This window comes from Sediminibacillus halophilus, assembly GCF_900103695.1.
Taxonomy (GTDB): Bacteria; Bacillota; Bacilli; order Bacillales; family Amphibacillaceae; genus Sediminibacillus; species Sediminibacillus halophilus.
Window position 1 is genome coordinate 124759 of sequence record NZ_FNHF01000004.1, and the last position, 20266, is coordinate 145024.

Below are 20266 nucleotides of genomic sequence, written 5' to 3' on the forward strand. Positions count from 1 at the left end.
AAAGGGGGAGTTAGATGGATTTATTACGATTGGCAACGGACCTGTCGGAAATATACATGCAAAACGATAAGGTTGAAGGGGTCTTGCTTGGGGGTTCGGTGGCGCGCAATTGGCAGGATGAATACTCTGACATCGAATTATTTGTATTCTGGAAAGAAAGTCCAAATGATGAGGATAGAAAAAGTCCTATTAATGATGTTAACGGTAGGATCATCGATTATTGCCCTTATGAGGAAGAAGAGTGGTCGGAAACCTACATAACACAAGGAGTCAAGTTAGAGATAAGTAACTTTTTGACTAATACCATCTACCGGATACTCGATGAGGTAGTCTTAAATTATGATACAGACTTCGATAAACAATGCTTGGCGGCCACTGTTTATGACGGGGTTTCACTTGCCGGTGAGGACATCATTGATCAACTGAAGAAAAAAGTGGAAGTATATCCTGAAGAACTGGGCTCGGCCATGATTAGAGAAAATCTTGACTTAGGCAACAGATGGAGTAATCGCGAGGCACTACTCGCAAGAGAAGACTGGCTGATGCTCTATAAGGTGGTCACTTCTGTCCAGTCGAACATCATGGGAATGCTTTTTGGGTTAAATCGGTTATATGTTCATCACCCTGCTTTTAAATGGCAAAAGCGTACCTTGGAAAGAATGAAAGTAGCACCAAAAAAAATTTCGATAAGCCTTCCGTCTGTCTTCATGGCTCCTCCTGAGAAAAGCATTCGGGAACTTGAAGGATTGCTTCAAGAAATCTATGGATTGGTCCATCGGGAACATCCCGAAATCGACTTAGCAAAAGCAATCGAAAGAACCAGTTTTGTAAGACCGCAAAGTAACAAGTCGTTATAGAATAAAAGCCAAGATTGGTTAGTAAGCAAGGATACGCTAAAAATGGACGCAGAAGATTAGATAATATGTTATGAGAAGTGAAGAGTACAGAGAGACCCTGCTCAGTCTCGTTGAGCAAGGAAATTATTCAAAAGATTCAAGGGGATATTTAGTTCTCAGCATAGAACGCTTGCTTTCATTAGAGGAATCCATCGTAGATTTACAACATAGTAGGTTTAGCTCACTACCCTTATTAGCGCTGTAATGGTGCTTGTTCTAAAAGATAACCGGGGAATTCACGACTTTGTCGGAGGCACCTATGTTACCTATGCTTAGCTGGTAGATGAATAAGTCTCCTAAAAATGCCGGTAATCCATTTGCAATTTTTATTTCTTTCGTATACACTAATTAAAGATATTAAAGGTCTTTAATGTATTTTGAGAGGTGGGAACATTAAATGAAATATTCCAAAGCGACCAATTACGCCTTACACACCATGGTGCATTTAATGATGGTGCCAAGGGGGAAATCAGTTGGTGTAGACCAGCTGGCGAAGGCTCAAGATCTGTCCTCGACATACTTGTCCAAAATTTTAACCAAGCTGGTGAAGGCGGGATTGATTGAGTCAACACCTGGTGTGAAAGGCGGATACAGTATTGCAAGGCGTTCCAGCGAAATCTCGTTTTTGGATGTAATACAGGCGATTGAGGGGAAGACAACGCTTTTCAGTTGTTCCATGGAACATGAAGAATCCAAAAATGGGGAATGTTTGATTGAAAACGTGATGTTCGATGCAGAAGAAAAACTGAGACAGGAATTAGACGAAAAATATATCAGTGATATTGCCAAGCAAATGGAAGCTGCACGGGATGAGAAAAACACATTAAACCATTCTCACTAATTTTTTTACCCAAATCATAGATATTAAGAGTCTTTAATATACTTTATTTAAGGAGGAAACAGATATGTTGTTAGATTGTGTAATTGTCGGAGGAGGACCGGCGGGATTAAATGCATCACTCGTCCTTGCTAGGGCAAAAAAGAAAATCGTGCTATTCGATGAAGACAAACCAAGAAATGCTGTCACGTATGAATCTCATGGATTTATCACAAGAGATCGGATTAAACCATCGGAATTCAAACGACTTGCCAAGGAAGAATTGGAGGAATACCCCAGTATTGAAATCCAGAATCAACGGGTGACGGATATTCAAAAAGAAGAAGGGACTTTTTTGGTTTATGCGAATGATGGTAATAGTTATCGAACCAGAAAGGTCATTTTAGCCACAGGACTAACAGATGTATTGCCTGATATCAAAGGAATTCATGAATTTTATGGGATGAGTTTGTTCAGTTGTCCGTTTTGTGATGGGTGGGAATTAAGAGACCGTCCACTAGTCGTCGTAGCAGAAGATGAGCGTGCTATGCATGGAGTGAAATTGATAGCTAACTGGAGTAAAGACCTGGTTGTTTGTACGAATGGAAAAACTCCTTTCACAGCAGAACAGAGTGAATTGTTGTTGAAGAAAAATATCCGGGTCATCGACAAGGAAATAGAAAGTTTTCAAGGTGACAAGGGCCAGCTGAAAATAATCAGATTCAAGGGAGGAGAGGAATTGGAAAGAGAAGGCGGCTTTGTTGCGAGCGAGCTCAAGCAGGCATCCTCACTAATAGAAAGTTTAGGGTGTTCCTTGAACACAATGGGCGGAGTAGAAACAGATGATTTCGGCCGTACGGAGGTCGAAGGGGTGTATGCATGTGGGGATAATGCCCTTGTTGCCCCTGCCCAATTGGTTATCGCCGCAAGCGAGGGGAGTAGAACAGCGATTGGCGTAGTAGCAGATTTAGTGAATGAAGACTTTTAAAAACGATCTCAGGTATTGAAAAAGAGGAGGAGTAAACTAAATGGAAAAACATAAGCATGGTGAACGGATGAAAAAGGAACGGTTGGCGAGAAAAATAGAATTCCTCGAGAATCCGCATAAAAGAGGGGATATACCCCCGGATCAGCTTTTGAGTATGATTCCGGTCAAGCAGGGAAACACGTTTTTGGACTTAGGAGCCGGGACGGGTTATCTAACGATTCCCGCCGCAAAGACGTCTGGTGGACCGGTTTATGCATTGGATGTAGACCCTGACATGTTGGAGGTTATCCAATCCAAGGCGAAAAAACACAATCTGATGAATGTCCGGACATTAAACGGACGGATTGATGATATACCATTACCTGGAGATTCGGTAGATATAGCAATTGCGTCGCTGGTTCTTCATGAAATCGACCCCTTATCCAAATCTTTGCAGCAAATCAGGCAAGTACTGAAACCGGAAGGATATTTTGTCTGTGTCGAGTTGGAAAAGCGCGAGGAGGACAACAACCATCATCCTCGAATTGCCGCCGAAGATATGGAACAGGAAATGGTAAAGGAGGGTTTCCGTGTCGTCAAGAAGCTGAAACCTACCGATAAGGTGTACATTCTCCTTGCACAAAAATAGCACTCCTCCGGAGGAAGACAATCAGGAAAACCGCTTGGAACCGAAACCAGGCGGTTTTTTCTCGGGGACAGTCCCCCAACGCACTGTCTCGGTAGAACGACGCAGTATTAGTGTGTTGGGGGACTGTCCCCAGGTCCTTCTTTCGGAATCCATCCAAAACTTCACTCTTTTTTCACTCTTTTCATTGATTGTTTTTTGGTATAATGATTAGATGGATATATGTTAGAACCTCTGTGCAATCAGGGGCTCACTTTAGCAGCCGGGCCGTGGCCGGCTCCGGATGGAGGTAGTTGTTTAATGTATGATATGAAGCAGTGGGAGCATGTTTTCAAGCTGGATCCCGATAAGGACATATCGGAGGAAGCTTTGGAACGGATATGTGAATCGGGCACGGACGCAGTGATCGTCGGCGGCACCGACAATGTCACTTTGGATAACGTCCTGGATCTGTTGGCAAGGATTCGCCGTTTTACGGTTCCTGTCGTTTTGGAGGTTTCCAACTTGGAGGCAATCACCCCGGGCTTTGATTTTTACTATATACCGATGGTGCTCAACAGCCGAGACAAGAAGTGGATGCTTGATCTGCAGCACCAAGCTGTCAAAGAATACGGCGAGGTCATCGACTGGAATGAGATGTTTGTCGAAGGTTATTGTATTTTAAATGAGAAGGCAAAGGCTTTTCAGGTAACCGACAGTTTTATTCCGTCCGATGAAGATGTCGTTGCCTATGCGCAAATGGCAGAGAACATGTTCCATTTGCCGTTTTTTTATCTGGAGTATAGTGGTACTTATGGAGATCCCCAGCTGGTTGAAAAAGTTAGCAGGGTGCTTGACGAAACATTGCTATTTTACGGCGGAGGCGTATCAGCGCCTGGCCAAGCAGAGGAAATGAAGCAATATGCAGACGTAGTTGTCGTCGGAAACAGTGTGTACGATGATCTGAAAAATGCATTGAAAACTGTCAAAGCAGTCAAGGGAAATAAATAAAGGTGGTGTCACATGTGAGTCAAACGATGGATGACTTGCTGAAAGGATTGAACGAAGAACAAAGGAGAGCGGTAACCCATACAGAAGGACCGCTACTGATCATGGCAGGAGCCGGAAGTGGCAAAACCCGTGCGCTTACCCACCGGATTGCCTATTTACTTGGAGAAAAAGAAGTTTCTCCACGAAGTATTCTGGCAATCACCTTCACGAATAAAGCGGCAAGGGAAATGAAGGATCGGGTATATCAGCTTGTCGGACCAGATGGAGCTAATATTTGGGTATCGACATTCCACTCGATGTGTGTACGAATACTGCGCAGAGATATCGACCGGATCGGCATCAACAGCAACTTCTCTATTCTCGACAGCAGCGATCAGCTGTCTGTTATCAAGCAAATCTTGAAAGATTTGAATATCGATCCGAAGAAATTTGAGCCGCGTGCTATGCTTGGAGCCATCAGTTCGGCGAAAAACGAGCTGGTCACCCCGGATGAATACAGCAAAACGGTCGGAAGCTTTTATGAAAAACAGATCGCCGAAGTCTACGAACGTTATCAGAAGACATTGAGAAAGAACCAGTCGCTTGATTTTGATGATTTGATCATGCAGACAATCAACTTGTTCGACCGGGTTCCGGAAGTACTGGAGTATTATCAACGTCGTTTTCAATACATCCATGTCGATGAGTACCAGGATACCAACCACGCGCAATATTACCTGGTAAAACAGCTGGCAGACCGCTATCAGAATCTCTGTGTCGTCGGGGACTCCGATCAGTCTATTTACCGCTGGCGTGGAGCGGATATTCAAAACATCCTGTCTTTTGAAAAAGACTATCCGAATGCGACCACCGTCATGCTCGAACAAAATTACCGTTCCACCAAATCGATTCTCGATGCGGCCAATACGGTCATCAAAAATAACTCCGGCAGAAAACCGAAAAATCTATGGACGGAAAACAACGAGGGCAGCAGAATCCGTTATTACCAGGCAGCTACCGAACAGGATGAAGGGTTGTTCGTTGCCGATAAAGTGGAGGAGTTTATTTCATCCGGTGATTATACGTACAAAGATATCGCGATCCTGTACCGGACCAACGCCCAGTCTCGTTCTATCGAGGAAACGTTTGTCAAAGCAAACATTCCTTATCAAATCGTTGGCGGAACCAAGTTCTATGACAGGAAAGAAATCAAAGACATGCTCGCTTATCTGCGGTTGATTGCCAATCCGGATGATGACTTAAGCTTTGCGCGTGTCGTCAATGAACCGAAACGTGGTGTGGGGAAAACCTCTTTGGAAAAGCTGCAGGCTTATGCGGCTGAGCACGGAATCTCCTTGTACACAGCCGTCCAGGAAGTTGATTTCACCGGTGTGAGTGCTAAGGCAGCCAAATCGCTTTCCGAATTCGGTGCCTTGATCCGCAACTGGACGAAACAACAGGAATTCCTGTCCGCCACCGATATGGTTGAACAAGTATTGAAAGGGACAGGCTATGAAGAGATGCTTAAGAATGAGCGCAGTATCGAAGCGCAGAGCCGCCTGGAAAACTTGGAAGAATTCAAAACGGTAACCAAGCATTTTGAAGAAAACAGCGAGGATAAAACCCTGATTGCCTTTTTGACGGATTTGGCATTGATCGCCGATATTGACAAGGTCGATGAAGATCCTATGGGTGATAATAAAATCGTCCTTATGACGCTGCATGCGGCAAAAGGGCTTGAATTTCCGGTCGTTTTCCTGATCGGCATGGAGGAAAACGTCTTTCCGCACAGTCGCTCGATCATGGACGACGAAGAGATGGAGGAAGAGCGCCGGCTTGCTTATGTCGGCATTACCCGGGCCGAGAAGCAATTGTTCCTTACCCATGCCAAAATGCGGACGCTATACGGTCGTACTAATATGAACCCGGTCAGCCGTTTCATCAATGAGATTCCCGAAGAGTTGATGGAAGGACTGGAAGAGGCTAAACAAGCCCCGTTCGGCTTCGGGCCGACCCAATCGAAACCAGATCCATTCGCTGCACCAAAACGATCAGCGAAGAAAATCAATCGCCCGGCGACTACTGGTGGAGAAAGCATTGGCTGGCAGCCGGGGGATAAGGCCAATCATAAAAAATGGGGACAGGGAACGGTGGTCAAAGTCCATGGCGAAGGCGAAGCGATGGAACTGGATATCGCCTTTCCTGCACCGACAGGCATCAAGCGGCTTCTGGCAAAGTTCGCACCAATCACTAAAGAATAAATTGAGGTGTATGAGATGAATCTGGAACAAGCCAAAGAAAAAGTCGAAGAATTACGAGACAAACTAAATCAATATGGTTATGAATATTATGTATTGGACAAACCAAGTGTGCCAGATGCCGAGTACGACAAACGGCTACAGGAACTGCTTGAGCTGGAAGGGCAGTTTCCTGAATTAGTTACGCCTGATTCTCCTTCGCAGCGTGTCGGGGGAGAACCAATCGATGAGTTCAAAAAAGTCCAACACACTGTACCGATGCTCAGCCTAGGTAATGCCTTCAACGAGGAGGATCTCCGCGCCTTCGACCGCAGGGCTCGTGAAGGAGTTGGCGAAGCCGTCACCTACGTGTGTGAATTGAAAATCGACGGACTGGCTGTCTCGTTGAAATATGAAGATGGCAAGTTTGTTCAGGGGGCGACCCGTGGCAATGGAACCGTTGGAGAGGACATAACCAGCAATCTTCGGACGATTGGCAGCATTCCATTGAAAATAAGCGAGAAGGAACCAATCGAGGTCCGTGGCGAAGCATACATGCCGCAAAAGTCTTTTCTCGCTTTGAATGAAGCGAAGGAACAGAATGGGGAGGAGCCGTTCGCCAACCCTCGCAATGCGGCAGCAGGGTCATTGAGACAGCTTGATCCGAGGATTGCGGCCAAACGTAATCTTAGTGTCTTTTTGTATGGGGTAGGTCAGTGGGAAGCCGGTACATTGTCTTCCCATAGTGAACGTCTGGAGTACATGCAGAAGCTCGGTTTGAAAACCAACCCTGAATGGCGCAAGTGTGAAAATATCGAGGAAGTAATCGAATTTGTCAACGAATGGGTCGAGAAGCGGGGGAGCCTTGACTATGATATTGACGGAATCGTGATTAAGGTGGACCGGCTGGACCATCAGGAGCAGCTTGGTTTCACTGCCAAAAGCCCACGTTGGGCAATCGCTTATAAATTCCCCGCCGAGGAAGCGGTCACCAGGCTATACGATATCGAACTAAGTGTCGGCCGAACCGGCGTGGTGACGCCGACTGCCCTTTTGGATCCTGTCAAGGTTGCCGGGACCACGGTTCAACGAGCTTCATTGCACAATGAAGATTTGATCCGGGAAAAGGATATTCGAGTCGGCGACACCGTCGTGATAAAAAAAGCCGGTGACATCATCCCTGAGGTTGTCCGGGTAGTAGAAGAACAACGGACAGGCGAAGAAAAGGAATTCTATATGCCTGACCAATGTCCTGCCTGTGGAAGCGAGCTCGTCCGTCTTGAGGAGGAGGTAGCATTGCGCTGTATCAACCCTAACTGTCCCGCACAGTTGAAAGAAGGGTTGATTCACTTCGTTTCCCGTAATGCCATGAACATTGACGGCTTGGGGGAAAAGGTGATCGAGCAGTTATTTGATGAAAACCTTGTCCACCATATTTCCGATATTTATAAACTGGAACGCGATGAACTGTTAAAGTTGGAGCGAATGGGAGAAAAATCCGTTGACAACTTGTTGAAGGCCATCGAAGTATCAAAGGAAAACTCTTTAGAACACCTTTTGTTTGGTCTCGGTATCCGTTTCGTCGGAGCCAAAGCGGCCAGAACATTGGCAGAAGAATTTGAACACATGGACAGACTGCAGACCGCCGAGTATGAAGAGTTGACTGCTGTTTATGAAATCGGCGATAAAATGGCTGATTCTGTTGTCCGTTATTTCCAAAAACCGCAAGTGAAGGAATTAATAGAAGAACTCAAGCAACTCGGATTGAACATGGAATATAAAGGCGTGAAAAAATCGGAGAAGACCGAGGATTCCATTTTTGCCGGCAAAACAATCGTATTGACCGGGAAGATGGAAACCTACTCAAGGCCGGAAGCAAAAGAAAAAATCGAGATGCTTGGTGGCAAGGTGACCGGAAGCGTCAGCAAGAAAACAGATTTATTGATTGCCGGAGAAGATGCTGGATCGAAGTATGATAAAGCAAAAGAGTTAGATGTAGAAATCTGGGACGAAGAACAATTGAAGAGAGCCTTGGAAGAGTAGGGGTGAACAGAAATGAAAAGAAAAGCAGTCATTTGGTTATGTGTGCTTCTAGCAATAGCTGGGTGTGCACCTTCCTTTGATAATGATGAGGAGATCATCGAGGAAAACCAGGATGATACCAACCAGGAAACGGCCATCATTCCCAGCTACAATGTAAAGGAAGAAGAATACAAGGTAATTCTTCCATACAAGGTCAGTAAAGCCCGGGGAGTGATCGTTGATCAAATTGCCAACCGTCTCGATATCGGGGAATTTGAAGAAGGTTTGCGCAGGCATTCCAAGCAAACCTTTGACCCGGATAAGTTCTATTTTCAAGAGGGCCAGAAAATCGATGAAGACACGGTCCTCACTTGGATTGAGGAGCTAAACCCGGAGATTGAAGAGGGAGCGAAAAAAGAAGTATACCGGAATAATCCAAGGTACTTGTCCCACATTTTGGAACAGGACTACTTGCAAAAAACTGGAGAAAACACGGTCGAACTGGGTGGTATGTCAATTGGAATCGCCTTGAAATCGAACTACCGTTTCCAGACAGAAAAAGGCGGTCCCTATTATTATGAGGACATCAGCAAGAAAGAGATGCTGAGCGAAGGGAAGAAAATAGCCCAGCAAATATTGGAGCGTGTCAGAGGGATGGAAGACATGCCGAATGTTCCGATCATGATTGCACTTTACCGGGAAGAAGAGCGCAATGCCCTTGTTCCGGGTGAATTCGTAGCCAAGACCTCCGTTTCTGCCAACTCTTCTTCCATCGGTGACTGGGAATCGATTGATGAAGAAAACGTGCTGTTTCCTTCCGATGATGCGAAAGAAAACTACTCCGAAGAAAGCGATCGGATGAAGACGTTTGAACAAGATGTAGCGGAGTATTTCCCGAATTATACAGGGGTAATCGGTAAAGGTTTCTATATCGATGATGAATTGAAAAAATTGAGAATAGAAATTCCGATTGAATTCCAAGGGAAAGCCGAAGTAGTAGGGTTTACCCAATATGTCTATGGTTTAGCTATGGAAACCTTTGAAAATTATTATGACCTGGAAATTAATATCAAGTCCAACCAGCGCCAGGAAAGCCTAATCACAAGGGATGCGGGCGAGGATGAACCTAAAGTCCATATCTATCAGTAACCGTTACGAAAGCGTTTGAATTGCGCGACATTTTCGGTTAAAATGGGTAATGGTTGAGCCTGACAATCTAGTAAGCAAGTTCAGGCCAGAATGTTTGATAGAATAAGGAGGTCATGTTCATGGTAACACCTTACAAGCACGAACCTTTTACAGACTTTACGATTGATGAAAACCGTAAAGCGTTGGAAGCGGAACTGAAGAAAGCTGAAGAAAACTTTGGCAAAGAGTATCCGCTGATTATTGGTGGAGAGCGTATTACTACCGAGGAAAAAATCGTTTCTTACAATCCTGCGAATAAATCGGAAGTGATTGGATATGTATCAAAGGCCAATCAGGACCTTGCTGAAAAAGCAATGAAAGTAGCAGATGAAACGTTTGAATGGTGGAGGAAAACCAATCCAGAAATGCGTGCTGATATTTTGTTCCGCGCTGCAGCAATTGTACGCAGGCGTAAGCATGAATTTACTGCCCACCTCGTAAAAGAAGGCGGAAAACCATGGAAAGAAGCGGATGCCGATACGGCAGAAGCAATTGACTTCATGGAATATTACGGCCGCCAGATGCTTGATATGAAAAATGGCGTTGAAGTGAACAGCCGCGAAGTTGAGAACAACCGGCTGCACTATATCCCGCTTGGAGTGGGAATCACCATTTCTCCATGGAACTTCTTATTCGCGATTATGGCTGGAACAACTGTAGCACCTATGGTAGCCGGCAACACGGTGTTGTTAAAGCCAGCAAGTACGACACCAATCATTGCATACAAGCTAATGGAAGTGCTAGAAGAAGCTGGTATGCCGGCTGGTGTTGTAAACTTCGTTCCTGGAAGTGGTTCGGAAGTAGGAGACTATTTAGTCGACCATCCACGTACTAGATTCATAAACTTCACTGGTTCCCGTGAAGTTGGAACCCGAATTTATGAACGTGCAGCGGTTGTACAGCCGGGACAAAAATGGTTGAAACGCTCCATTATTGAAATGGGAGGAAAAGATACCATTATTGTCGACGACAATTCTGACCTTGAGCTTGCCGCCGATGCGATTACCTATTCCGCTTTCGGTTTCTCAGGCCAAAAATGTTCGGCTTGTTCCCGTGTCGTAGCGCATGAAGCTATCTATGATGATCTTCTGGCGCGCGTAGTCGAGAAGACCAAGGAAGTAAATGTCCAGGACCCAACCCGTCACGATACGTACATGGGGCCGGTTATCGATGAGGCAGCATATAATAAGATTCTTGATTATATTGAAGTCGGCAAACAGGAAGGCAAGCTGATGGCCGGTGGAACAGGGGATAAATCCCAAGGCTGGTTCGTTCACCCGACTGTTTTCGCCGATCTAGCACCGGATTCCCGGATTATGCAAGAAGAAATTTTCGGTCCGGTGGTTGGCTTTACAAAAGCAAAAGATTTCGACGAGGCAATCGAAATTGCCAATAATACCGAATATGGTTTGACTGGTGCAGTAATTACCAACAATCGAGAGCATATCGAACAGGCACGGGAAGATTTCCATGTTGGGAACCTTTACTTCAACCGAGGCTGTACCGCAGCAATCGTCGGTTATCATCCATTCGGAGGCTTCAATATGTCGGGAACTGATTCAAAAGCCGGAGGACCAGACTATTTGTCCCATCTAATGCAACCGAAGACAACTTCGGAAATGCTATAAATATCCATAAGAAACCCATTCCTTTTGTAATAAAAAGGAATGGGTTTCTTTATTTAGGAAAGTAGGAAAGTTTTTGACTACTTAATCATCATAATTACCTCTCAACTTTCCCAATATGAATTTTTATGAAATGTGATATGATGGAAGTACAGGAAAAACCCATATTTATAGATTAGTCCAATAGGTCTAATGGTCATCTATAAACATAGGTTATTTACCCAAAAGGTACAAGGTGGTGGACAATCTATGGAAATTGGCCCTTTTATCAAACTGCATAGAATCAAACAAAACATGACACAAGAAGAGCTGGCAGAGGGAATTGTTTCAGAGTCCTATTTATCCAAGATTGAAAATCGCCGAACAGAGCCAAGTGCAGATGTTATCAACTTGCTGTGCACCAAGCTTGGAGTTGAGGTCAAAAGCGAAGAAGACACTTTGCTGAAAGAAAAGTGTCAGGCATGGTTTGATATGTTGTTCGAGGTCAACAGCAAGGAAGAGATTACGGCAAAGTATCAGGAATTACAGGAAACTATCGATAACAACTATTCCCACACCCAGGTATTATTCGAAATTCATAAAATCCGCTATTACTTGATTATGGATGAAGTCAATTTAGCTCTGAAGCAGATTAACAACCTGAAAGAAGTTTCCAATACCTTTGATAACTACCAGCTGTATTTCTGGATGAAGTTCAAGGGCAATTATAATTCCGTCATAGAAGAATTTGGTCAGGCGATCCGCTTATATAAACTAGCTGAAGAAAAGGCCAATCAAATTGACATTTCAGATGATGAAGCAGCTGATCTGAAATATACCATGGCAGTCACTTACAGTAAATTACGTAACACACTGGAAGTTATTGATTATGCAAACAAAGCATTAGAAGCATACAGTAAGAACTACAATTTCATTCGTTGTGCGCAATGTCATATTTTACTGGGTATTTCTTATAGAAGAATTAGAATTTATGACAAGGCGATAAAGAATTATAATCTGGCACAACACCTTGCTAAGTTAAATAAAAATGACGAACTGATCCAACTTACAAATATAAATTTAGGGCATTTATATGCAACCCGAGGTGAAACACAAAAATCAATAGCATGTTTCAAGGATGTCCTAGATCAACAAGGTCATTTAAAAATGAAGGATAGGCTGGTAGTTATTACTTCTTTAATGAGGGAATACTATCTGAGCCAAAATTATGAGAAATCCAGAGAAATGCTGGATCAAGGATTAAAGTTGATGAAAAATGTAGATAAAGAGAGATACATGCTATTTGATTACGAATTTAAAACATATACTCATGCTTTAAACAATGAATATGAAAAGTTTGAAAAAGTAGTTATAGATTCGTTTATACCTTTTTTGAAAAAACAAAAGGATTATGCATCTTTAATAATTTACACTAATATGGTTGGGAACCATTTTGAGAATTTAAAAAAATATAAACTAGCAACAAAATATTATAAGCTAGCAAATTATGCTTATGAACAATTAATTAAAATATAGGGAGGATAAAAAATGAAAAGAAGTATTACTAAATTACTTTTAGCTATTTTGTTCTTAGGTGGGGCATACTTGTTTGGAAATCAAGCTGAGTTCTTCTCTAAAGAAGCAGAGCCAAGTATCTTTTCTTTTGAGCTATCAAAAGAGGCCGAACCAAGTATTTTCTCTTTTGAATTATCAAAAGAAGCAGAACCAAGCATTTTTTCTGAAAAGTTATTTTATTAATAAAGCAATTTTATATTGCTTTAATTATACTACTACCTACTAAACCTTACTTGCCCGGAATGGCGTTTTATAAACGTTATTCCGGGTCTTTTTTTTATGTAGATAGTTCATTGGGAATTTCAAACAAGAGCCCGGTAAGTATTTTTAATTTTGTAAACCAGTAAAAACTGCCAAATAAAAACGCTTTAAGCAAAGAATGGTTATTTAATTTTATTAATTTTGGTGAATAGATATTATCCTAACCGCAAAATATAAACAAAAATCGGCAAATTGATGCATATTTATTAATTGAAATGGAGTTTCGATAAATTTTACAATGTTCTGAAAAATAATGTATGATATAGTGAAGAAGTTGTGTCTGTATTTTCGCTTTTACCCTTCGCGTAATGATAAAAACGAAAATGCATACATAATGTATAAAAAAAGGAGGAGAAAAAATGGAAGACTTTGCGCTGACTGGTGCCACTTGGTTTTGGTTATTTGTACCTATGCCAATCTTGATTATTTTATCAATTATCACGTTATTCACTGAGAGGAGAGAATAAGAAAACATGGGAACAGCAACGTTAGTAACTTTTATTGTATACCTGATCGGTATGCTGTTAATCGGAGTAATTTCATATCGCTTAACGAATGACTTATCAGATTACGTTCTTGGCGGTAGAAGGCTTGGTCCTGGAGTAGCCGCATTGAGTGCCGGTGCTTCGGATATGAGTAGTTGGCTATTGTTAGGTTTGCCGGGAGCTATATATGCTACGGGACTTGCAGAGGGCTGGATGGCTGTAGGACTGTCAATCGGTGCCTATTTAAACTGGCAATTCGTCGCCAAACGTTTACGGGTTTATACGGAAGTATCCAACAATTCCATCACGATTCCGGATTTCCTGGAAAATCGATTCCGCGATTCATCCCACATATTGCGTGTGATTTCAGCAATAGTAATTTTAGTTTTCTTCACTTTTTACACATCATCCGGTATGGTAGGAGGCGCGAAGCTGTTTGAAGCATCGTTTGGACTATCTTACAGTCAGGCACTGTGGATTGGTGCAATTGTCATTGTGTCTTATACATTCCTTGGCGGATTCCTGGCAGTAAGCTGGACGGACTTTATTCAAGGGATTTTAATGTTCCTTGCACTGATTGTTGTACCGATTCGTGCCATCTTTGTAATCGGTGGCTGGGATGCTACAATCGATGCTGTCGGACAAATCGAACCGAGCCACTTGAATATGGTAGCCGGTGTAGGAATAATCTCCATCCTTTCTTCGTTTGCATGGGGTCTCGGTTACTTTGGCCAGCCACACATCATCACACGTTTTATGGCACTTCGTTCACCGAAGGACGTACCGATGGCCAAGTTTATTGGTACTACTTGGATGATTCTCGGTTTGTATGGAGCAGTGTTTACTGGTCTTGCCGGACTAGCGTTCATCAACACACAGGATGTAGGCATGTTGTCGCAATTCGGTATTGAAGTGACCAGCGAAAATGGCGTGCAGATGCTGGCTGACTCGGAAAAAATATTCATTGCATTTTCGCAAATCTTGTTCGACCCGATTATCGCCGGTATCCTGTTGGCGGCAATTCTTTCCGCAATCATGAGTACGATTGACTCTCAGCTGCTTGTTTCTTCTTCCGCAGTAGCAGAAGACTTTTACAAAGCGATTCTGCGCAAGAATGCCAGCGAGCGTGAACTGGTATGGGTTGGCCGTGCAGCAGTTATTGCGATTGCCTTGATTGCAACGTTTGTTGCTTCCAATCCGGATAGTTCTGTATTGGAACTAGTTAGTTATGCATGGGCAGGATTCGGGGCAGCATTCGGTCCAATTATCTTACTTTCCTTGTTCTGGAAAGGCATCACCAGAAACGGCGCCCTTGCGGGTATTATCGTTGGTGCGATTACCGTGGTTATCTGGGGTGACTTCTTACAGGGTGGCATTTTCGACTTGTACGAAATTGTCCCTGGCTTCTTGCTTAATCTGATTGTTTCGGTTCTGGTTAGTATGACCGGTAAACCCCATCCAGAGGCAGAAGCGGAGTTCGATGAAGCAAAATCTCAATATTAATAAAGCACAGGAGTCCTTCCGCTGGGAAGGGCTCTTTTTTATTGAAAGGATAAGGACCATTCCGTTTCAGCATGCTGCCGAAACGTGGTAAAATAGCAGATGGTGGGCTGTTGTACAAGTTGCCAATGGCCTGGTATTTTTGCTATTATCATAAATATTGCTTCTATTCGTAACAGGTAGCTTATCAAACCGGTAAAACAACGGAGAACCTTTTTTATTGTAAAGGAATTTATAAATTTAATTGTCGGTGGATAATTATTGGCTGAAACAGCCAAGTCCAGCTACAGCGCCTACTCGCTCGAGGTCTAAATCCCACCCTCAGTGTGGCAAAAAGCGCCACGCCGAGGCTGTTCTTAAGCTTGTCGGAGGCCCACAGGATTGGCATGCTGGCGTTGCCACAGGACGTGGCGGATTTAGCCTGTACTCCTTAAACAGGCGCTTGCGCTTTTGTCCTAGACGAATAAAACAAATGGAGGTGACTGAGATGTCCAACATCTCGAAGGAACAAGTAAGACATGTGGCCCATCTGGCCCGGCTGGCAATAAGCGATGAGGAAGTCGAAAAAATGACGAAACAATTGGATGATATTATCCATTACGCTGAAAGCCTGAATGAGCTGAATACGGAAGATGTAGAACCGACTACCCACGTACTGGATTTGAAAAATGTCATGCGCAAGGACGAGCCTAGAAAGTGGATTGAGAAAGAAGATGCACTGAAAAATGCGCCGGACAAACAGGATGGACAGTTCCGTGTCCCATCAATACTTGAATAGGGAGGCTTACAAAGCATGTCGCTTTTTGATTATACGTTAAAACAATTACAGGACAAGTTACATAATAAAGAAATCACCGTCAGCGATTTGGTCGCCGAATCATATAAGCGCATCAACGCTGTCGATGACCAAGTCAAAGCATTTTTGACGCTGGATGAAGAAAGGGCAAAAGCCAGGGCGGAAGAGCTCGATCAGCAGGATGGAGACGCTCGCTCCCTATTATATGGCTTGCCAATCGGCATAAAAGACAACATTGTGACCAAAGGTTTGCGCACGACGTGTGCCAGTCAGTTCCTCGATAATTTTACCGATCCGTTATACGATGCTACGGTCGTCGAAAAACTCGATAAAGAGAATACAGTTACTATTGGAAAATTGAACATGGACGAATTTGCGATGGGATCATCCAATGAAAACTCGAGCTATTCTGCAACACGCAATCCATGGAATACCGATTATGTACCGGGCGGCTCGAGCGGTGGTTCAGCAGCAGCTGTTGCAGCGAAAGAAGTATTCTTCTCCCTTGGTTCCGATACAGGCGGCTCGATTCGTCAGCCGGCAGCCTTTTGTGGGGTGGTCGGCTCGAAACCCACTTACGGACTTGTATCCCGATTTGGCTTAGTGGCATTTGCCTCTTCGCTGGATCAAATCGGTCCGATTACCCGCACGGTGGAAGACAATGCCCACTTAATGCAGGCAATAGTAGGCCATGACCCGATGGATGCTACTTCTGCTGATATCGATATTCCAAACTATACGGAAACCCTTTACCAGGGAGTAAAAGGATTGAAAATAGCAGTCCCTTCTGAATACTTATCCGAAGGGGTCGACCCGGAAGTGAAGCAAGCAGTACTCGACGCTTTGAAGGTATATGAAGATTTAGGGGCTACCTGGGAAGAAGTTTCCCTTCCGCATTCACGCTATGCAGTAGCCGCATACTACTTGTTATCATCTTCTGAAGCATCCGCCAATCTGGCCCGCTTTGACGGTGTCCGCTACGGCGTCCGTTCCCAGCAGGCAGATAACATGATGGACATGTTTAAGCGTTCCCGCAGCGAAGGCTTCGGTGATGAAGTGAAGCGCCGGATTATGCTCGGAACCTTTGCGTTAAGCTCCGGCTATTATGATGCTTACTATAAAAAAGCACAGAAAGTCCGGACATTGATTAAAAACGATTTTGAAAAAGTATTCGAGGAATACGATGTGATTGTTGGTCCTACAACGCCTACTCCTGCTTTTAAAGTCGGCGAAATCATCGATGATCCACTAACCATGTATACGAACGATATTTTGACGATTCCAGTCAACCTTGCTGGGGTCCCGGGGATGTCCGTACCATGCGGCTTTTCCAGCGATGGTCTGCCGATTGGGTTGCAAATCATCGGCAAGCACTTTGACGAAGCGACCATGCTTCGGACCGCTTATGCATTTGAACAGGCAACCGACCACCACAAAAAACAGCCTGAATTGGGAGGTGCCAACTAATGAATTTTGAAACGATTATCGGCTTGGAAGTCCACGTTGAGTTGAAAACAGATTCGAAAATATTCAGTCCCAGCTTCAATCACTTCGGTGCGGATCCTAACAGCAACGTCAATCCGATTGATTTAGGATATCCAGGAGTACTGCCGGTCCTTAATGAGGAGGCAGTCAACTTCGCGATGAAGGCGGCGATGGCACTGAACTGTGAAATTGCCACAGATACTAAATTTGACCGAAAAAACTACTTTTATCCGGATAATCCGAAGGCCTATCAAATCTCCCAGTTTGACCAGCCGATCGGTGAACATGGCTGGATTGAGATCGAGGTGGACGGTCAGAAGAAAAAAATTGGCATTACCCGGCTCCATTTGGAGGAAGATGCCGGTAAACTGACGCACAGTGACGATGGTTATTCGCTTGTCGATTACAATCGCCAGGGTACTCCATTAATTGAAATCGTCTCAGAGCCGGACTTGCGTTCACCGGAAGAGGCGTATGCTTACTTGGAAAAACTGAAAAACATCATTCAATATACTGGTGTGTCGGACTGTAAAATGGAAGAGGGTTCATTGCGCTGTGACGCCAACTTGTCCATTCGTCCGATCGGACAGGAAGCGTTCGGGACGAAAACCGAATTGAAAAACTTGAATTCCTTCTCGTTTGTGCAAAAAGGGTTGGAGTTCGAAGAAAAACGCCAGCAGAAAGTACTGCTTTCCGGCGGAGAAATTCTGCAGGAAACAAGGCGCTACGATGAGCAGACAAAAGAAACCATTTTAATGCGGGTGAAAGAAGGTTCGGACGATTATCGTTACTTTCCTGAGCCTGATTTGGTACCTCTTTTTATCGATGAGGATTGGAAAGAGCGCGTCCGTTCGGAGATTCCTGAATTACCGGATGCCCGCAAACAGCGCTATATCCATGAACTTGAGCTTCCTGCATATGATGCCATGGTATTGACCAGTACCAAGGAGATGTCCGATTTCTTTGAAGAAACCATTCAACAAGGAGCGGACATGAAACAAGCTTCCAATTGGTTGATGGGAGAGGTGTCTGCCTACATGAACAAGCAGCAGATGGAGCTGCACGATCTGGCTTTGACACCAGAAGGACTCGCAAAAATGATCAAGCTGATCGAAGATGGCACGATTTCTTCGAAAATTGCCAAGAAAGTCTTTGCCGAATTGGTGGAGAAAGGCGGCGATCCGGAGCAAATCGTCAAAGATAAAGGACTGGTGCAAATTTCTGATGAAGGTCAGTTGAAGGAAATTGTCACCGGCATTCTTGATGAAAACGAGCAGTCGATCATTGATTACAAGAACGGAAAAGACCGGGCACTCGGATTCCTGGTCGGCCAAGTGATGAAGGCCACTAAAGGCCAGGCAAATCCTCCGATGGTCAACAAGATTTTGAAAGAAGAAATGGATAAGCATTAATAAAACCAAAAGGGGATGGCTTCTAATGGGAAGCCATTCTCTTTGTTCCTTATCGACAGAAAAGCAGTCATTCCAAGCCTCCGGGTAGAATGCATCATTATTCCTTCGTCAAATCGAGGAAAAAACTTTTCAAACCGGCGGAAAAGGGCTATGATGGAAGTTGGACTAGCAAATGGTGCTTGTCTTTGTTTTTTTTAATATGGCAGACTGGCTTTACAGCTGCCTGCAATGATAGATGGAACAGGGGGAGACCTTATGAAAAGGGCCCGTATTATTTACAATCCAACATCAGGTCGAGAAGCCTTTAAAAAAGAACTTCCCGGCGTTTTACAATCGCTTGAACAAGCTGGATACGAAGCATCCGCCCATGCCACCACCTGTGCGGGAGATGCTACTAAAGCAGCCCAAACAGCCGTGGATCGGAAATTCGATATCGTTATAGCCGCTGGCGGAGACGGTACGATCAATGAAGTAATCAACGGCATTGCCGGCAATGATTTTCGTCCCAAACTCGGTATCATTCCGGTCGGCACCACCAATGATTTAGCGCGTGCATTGCACATACCACGGAATATTCCAAAGGCGGTGGACGTTATCCTGGCAGACCGGGTGAAAGCACTCGATATCGGCCAGGTAAATGATCAGTACTTCATGAATATTGCCGGTGGCGGAAAACTGACAGAGCTCTCCTACGAAGTACCGAGCAAGCTTAAGACGGTGCTTGGTCAACTCGCTTATTATTTGAAGGGAATAGAAATGCTGCCGTCTTTGCGGCCGATTAAAGTAACCATCGAGTATGATGGAAAAATTTTCGAGGATGAAATTATGCTGTTTTTGGTGGCCAACACCAATTCGGTTGGTGGCTTCGAAAAATTGGCACCTGGTGCGACGATGGATGATGGCATGTTTGATTTGCTGATACTGAAGAAAGCGAACATTGCCGAATTTATCCGCATTGCCACGCTGGCACTGCGAGGCGCCCATTTGGAGGATGCTCTCCTATTCCATGCCAGAGCCAACCGAATCAAGGTGCATACAGAGGAAAAGATGCAGCTGAATGTCGACGGGGAATATGGCGGCGATCTTCCGGGAGAGTTTATCAACCTCTATCGACACATTGAATACTTTGTTCCGGAAAGCTTTATCCAGAAAGAAGAAGCCAAAAAGACGGCCAGACTTGAAAATTCCTGACAAAAGACGCACAGCATTTCGTCTGTGCGTCTTTTGTTGTCTTTCTGCCGTTTTGACCACACTAGGATCAACAAGTTTTATAAAGAATACTCCAAGAAAAACTACAACTGGACAGAGAAGGATATGTCGAAAAGACTAATATTTCCCGGGAAATTACCGGAAATGTCAGTTTGTGAACAGATATTTTCTTTCCGTCCCTATATGTGGTAAACTTT

Annotated in this window: 16 protein-coding genes; all 16 read left to right on the top strand. The window is 44.1% G+C overall.

The window, feature by feature from the left end:
* Positions 1-14 precede the first annotated feature (14 nt).
* Positions 15-857 carry a DUF4037 domain-containing protein gene (locus BLR82_RS14510; protein ID WP_074600199.1) on the top strand — a complete coding sequence of 281 codons (843 nt, stop codon included), beginning with the start codon at positions 15-17 and terminating at the stop codon, positions 855-857.
* Positions 858-1293: 436 nt separating this feature from the next.
* Entirely contained in the window at positions 1294-1737 is a 444-nt protein-coding gene (locus tag BLR82_RS14515; RefSeq protein ID WP_074600200.1) for an Rrf2 family transcriptional regulator, read from the top strand.
* A 64-nt stretch (positions 1738-1801) separates the two neighbouring features.
* On the top strand, positions 1802-2701 hold the full coding sequence (locus BLR82_RS14520; protein ID WP_074600201.1) for an NAD(P)/FAD-dependent oxidoreductase: 900 nt from the start codon (positions 1802-1804) through the stop codon (positions 2699-2701).
* 40 nt (positions 2702-2741) lie between these two features.
* On the top strand, positions 2742-3329 hold the full coding sequence (locus BLR82_RS14525; RefSeq protein WP_074600202.1) for a class I SAM-dependent methyltransferase: 588 nt from the start codon (positions 2742-2744) through the stop codon (positions 3327-3329).
* 297 nt (positions 3330-3626) lie between these two features.
* The gene (pcrB, locus tag BLR82_RS14530; RefSeq protein ID WP_074600203.1) at positions 3627-4316 is read left to right on the top strand and encodes a heptaprenylglyceryl phosphate synthase; all 690 of its coding nucleotides are present in this window, start codon (positions 3627-3629) and stop codon (positions 4314-4316) included.
* 26 nt (positions 4317-4342) lie between these two features.
* Entirely contained in the window at positions 4343-6556 is a 2214-nt protein-coding gene (gene pcrA, locus BLR82_RS14535; protein ID WP_425440907.1) for a DNA helicase PcrA, read from the top strand.
* A gap of 15 nt (positions 6557-6571) precedes the next feature.
* Positions 6572-8575, top strand: a complete 2004-nt coding sequence (gene ligA / locus BLR82_RS14540) for an NAD-dependent DNA ligase LigA (RefSeq protein WP_074600205.1) — start codon at positions 6572-6574, stop codon at positions 8573-8575.
* A 12-nt stretch (positions 8576-8587) separates the two neighbouring features.
* Complete coding sequence (locus tag BLR82_RS14545; RefSeq protein WP_074600206.1) at positions 8588-9703, top strand: CamS family sex pheromone protein; 1116 nt, start codon at positions 8588-8590, stop codon at positions 9701-9703.
* A 119-nt stretch (positions 9704-9822) separates the two neighbouring features.
* Positions 9823-11370, top strand: coding sequence for an L-glutamate gamma-semialdehyde dehydrogenase (pruA, locus tag BLR82_RS14550; protein ID WP_074600207.1), 1548 nt, complete (start codon positions 9823-9825; stop codon positions 11368-11370).
* Positions 11371-11616: 246 nt separating this feature from the next.
* Positions 11617-12882, top strand: coding sequence for a helix-turn-helix domain-containing protein (locus tag BLR82_RS14555; RefSeq protein ID WP_074600208.1), 1266 nt, complete (start codon positions 11617-11619; stop codon positions 12880-12882).
* Between the two features lie 12 nt (positions 12883-12894).
* A complete protein-coding gene (locus BLR82_RS14560; protein WP_074600209.1) occupies positions 12895-13104 on the top strand; it encodes a hypothetical protein in 210 nt (69 codons plus the stop codon).
* Positions 13105-13655: 551 nt separating this feature from the next.
* The gene (gene putP, locus BLR82_RS14565; protein ID WP_074600210.1) at positions 13656-15170 is read left to right on the top strand and encodes a sodium/proline symporter PutP; all 1515 of its coding nucleotides are present in this window, start codon (positions 13656-13658) and stop codon (positions 15168-15170) included.
* Positions 15171-15654: 484 nt separating this feature from the next.
* Positions 15655-15945 (top strand): Asp-tRNA(Asn)/Glu-tRNA(Gln) amidotransferase subunit GatC, encoded by a 291-nt coding sequence (gatC, locus tag BLR82_RS14570; RefSeq protein ID WP_074600211.1) that lies wholly within the window; start codon positions 15655-15657, stop codon positions 15943-15945.
* Positions 15946-15960: 15 nt separating this feature from the next.
* Complete coding sequence (gene gatA, locus BLR82_RS14575) at positions 15961-17430, top strand: Asp-tRNA(Asn)/Glu-tRNA(Gln) amidotransferase subunit GatA (protein WP_074600212.1); 1470 nt, start codon at positions 15961-15963, stop codon at positions 17428-17430.
* Entirely contained in the window at positions 17430-18860 is a 1431-nt protein-coding gene (gene gatB, locus BLR82_RS14580) for an Asp-tRNA(Asn)/Glu-tRNA(Gln) amidotransferase subunit GatB (RefSeq protein WP_074600213.1), read from the top strand. Before gatA ends, gatB begins: the two co-directional genes overlap by 1 nt.
* Before the next feature lie 255 nt (positions 18861-19115).
* Positions 19116-20051 (top strand): diacylglycerol kinase, encoded by a 936-nt coding sequence (locus BLR82_RS14585; RefSeq protein ID WP_074600214.1) that lies wholly within the window; start codon positions 19116-19118, stop codon positions 20049-20051.
* The last annotated feature ends 215 nt before the right edge of the window (positions 20052-20266 follow it).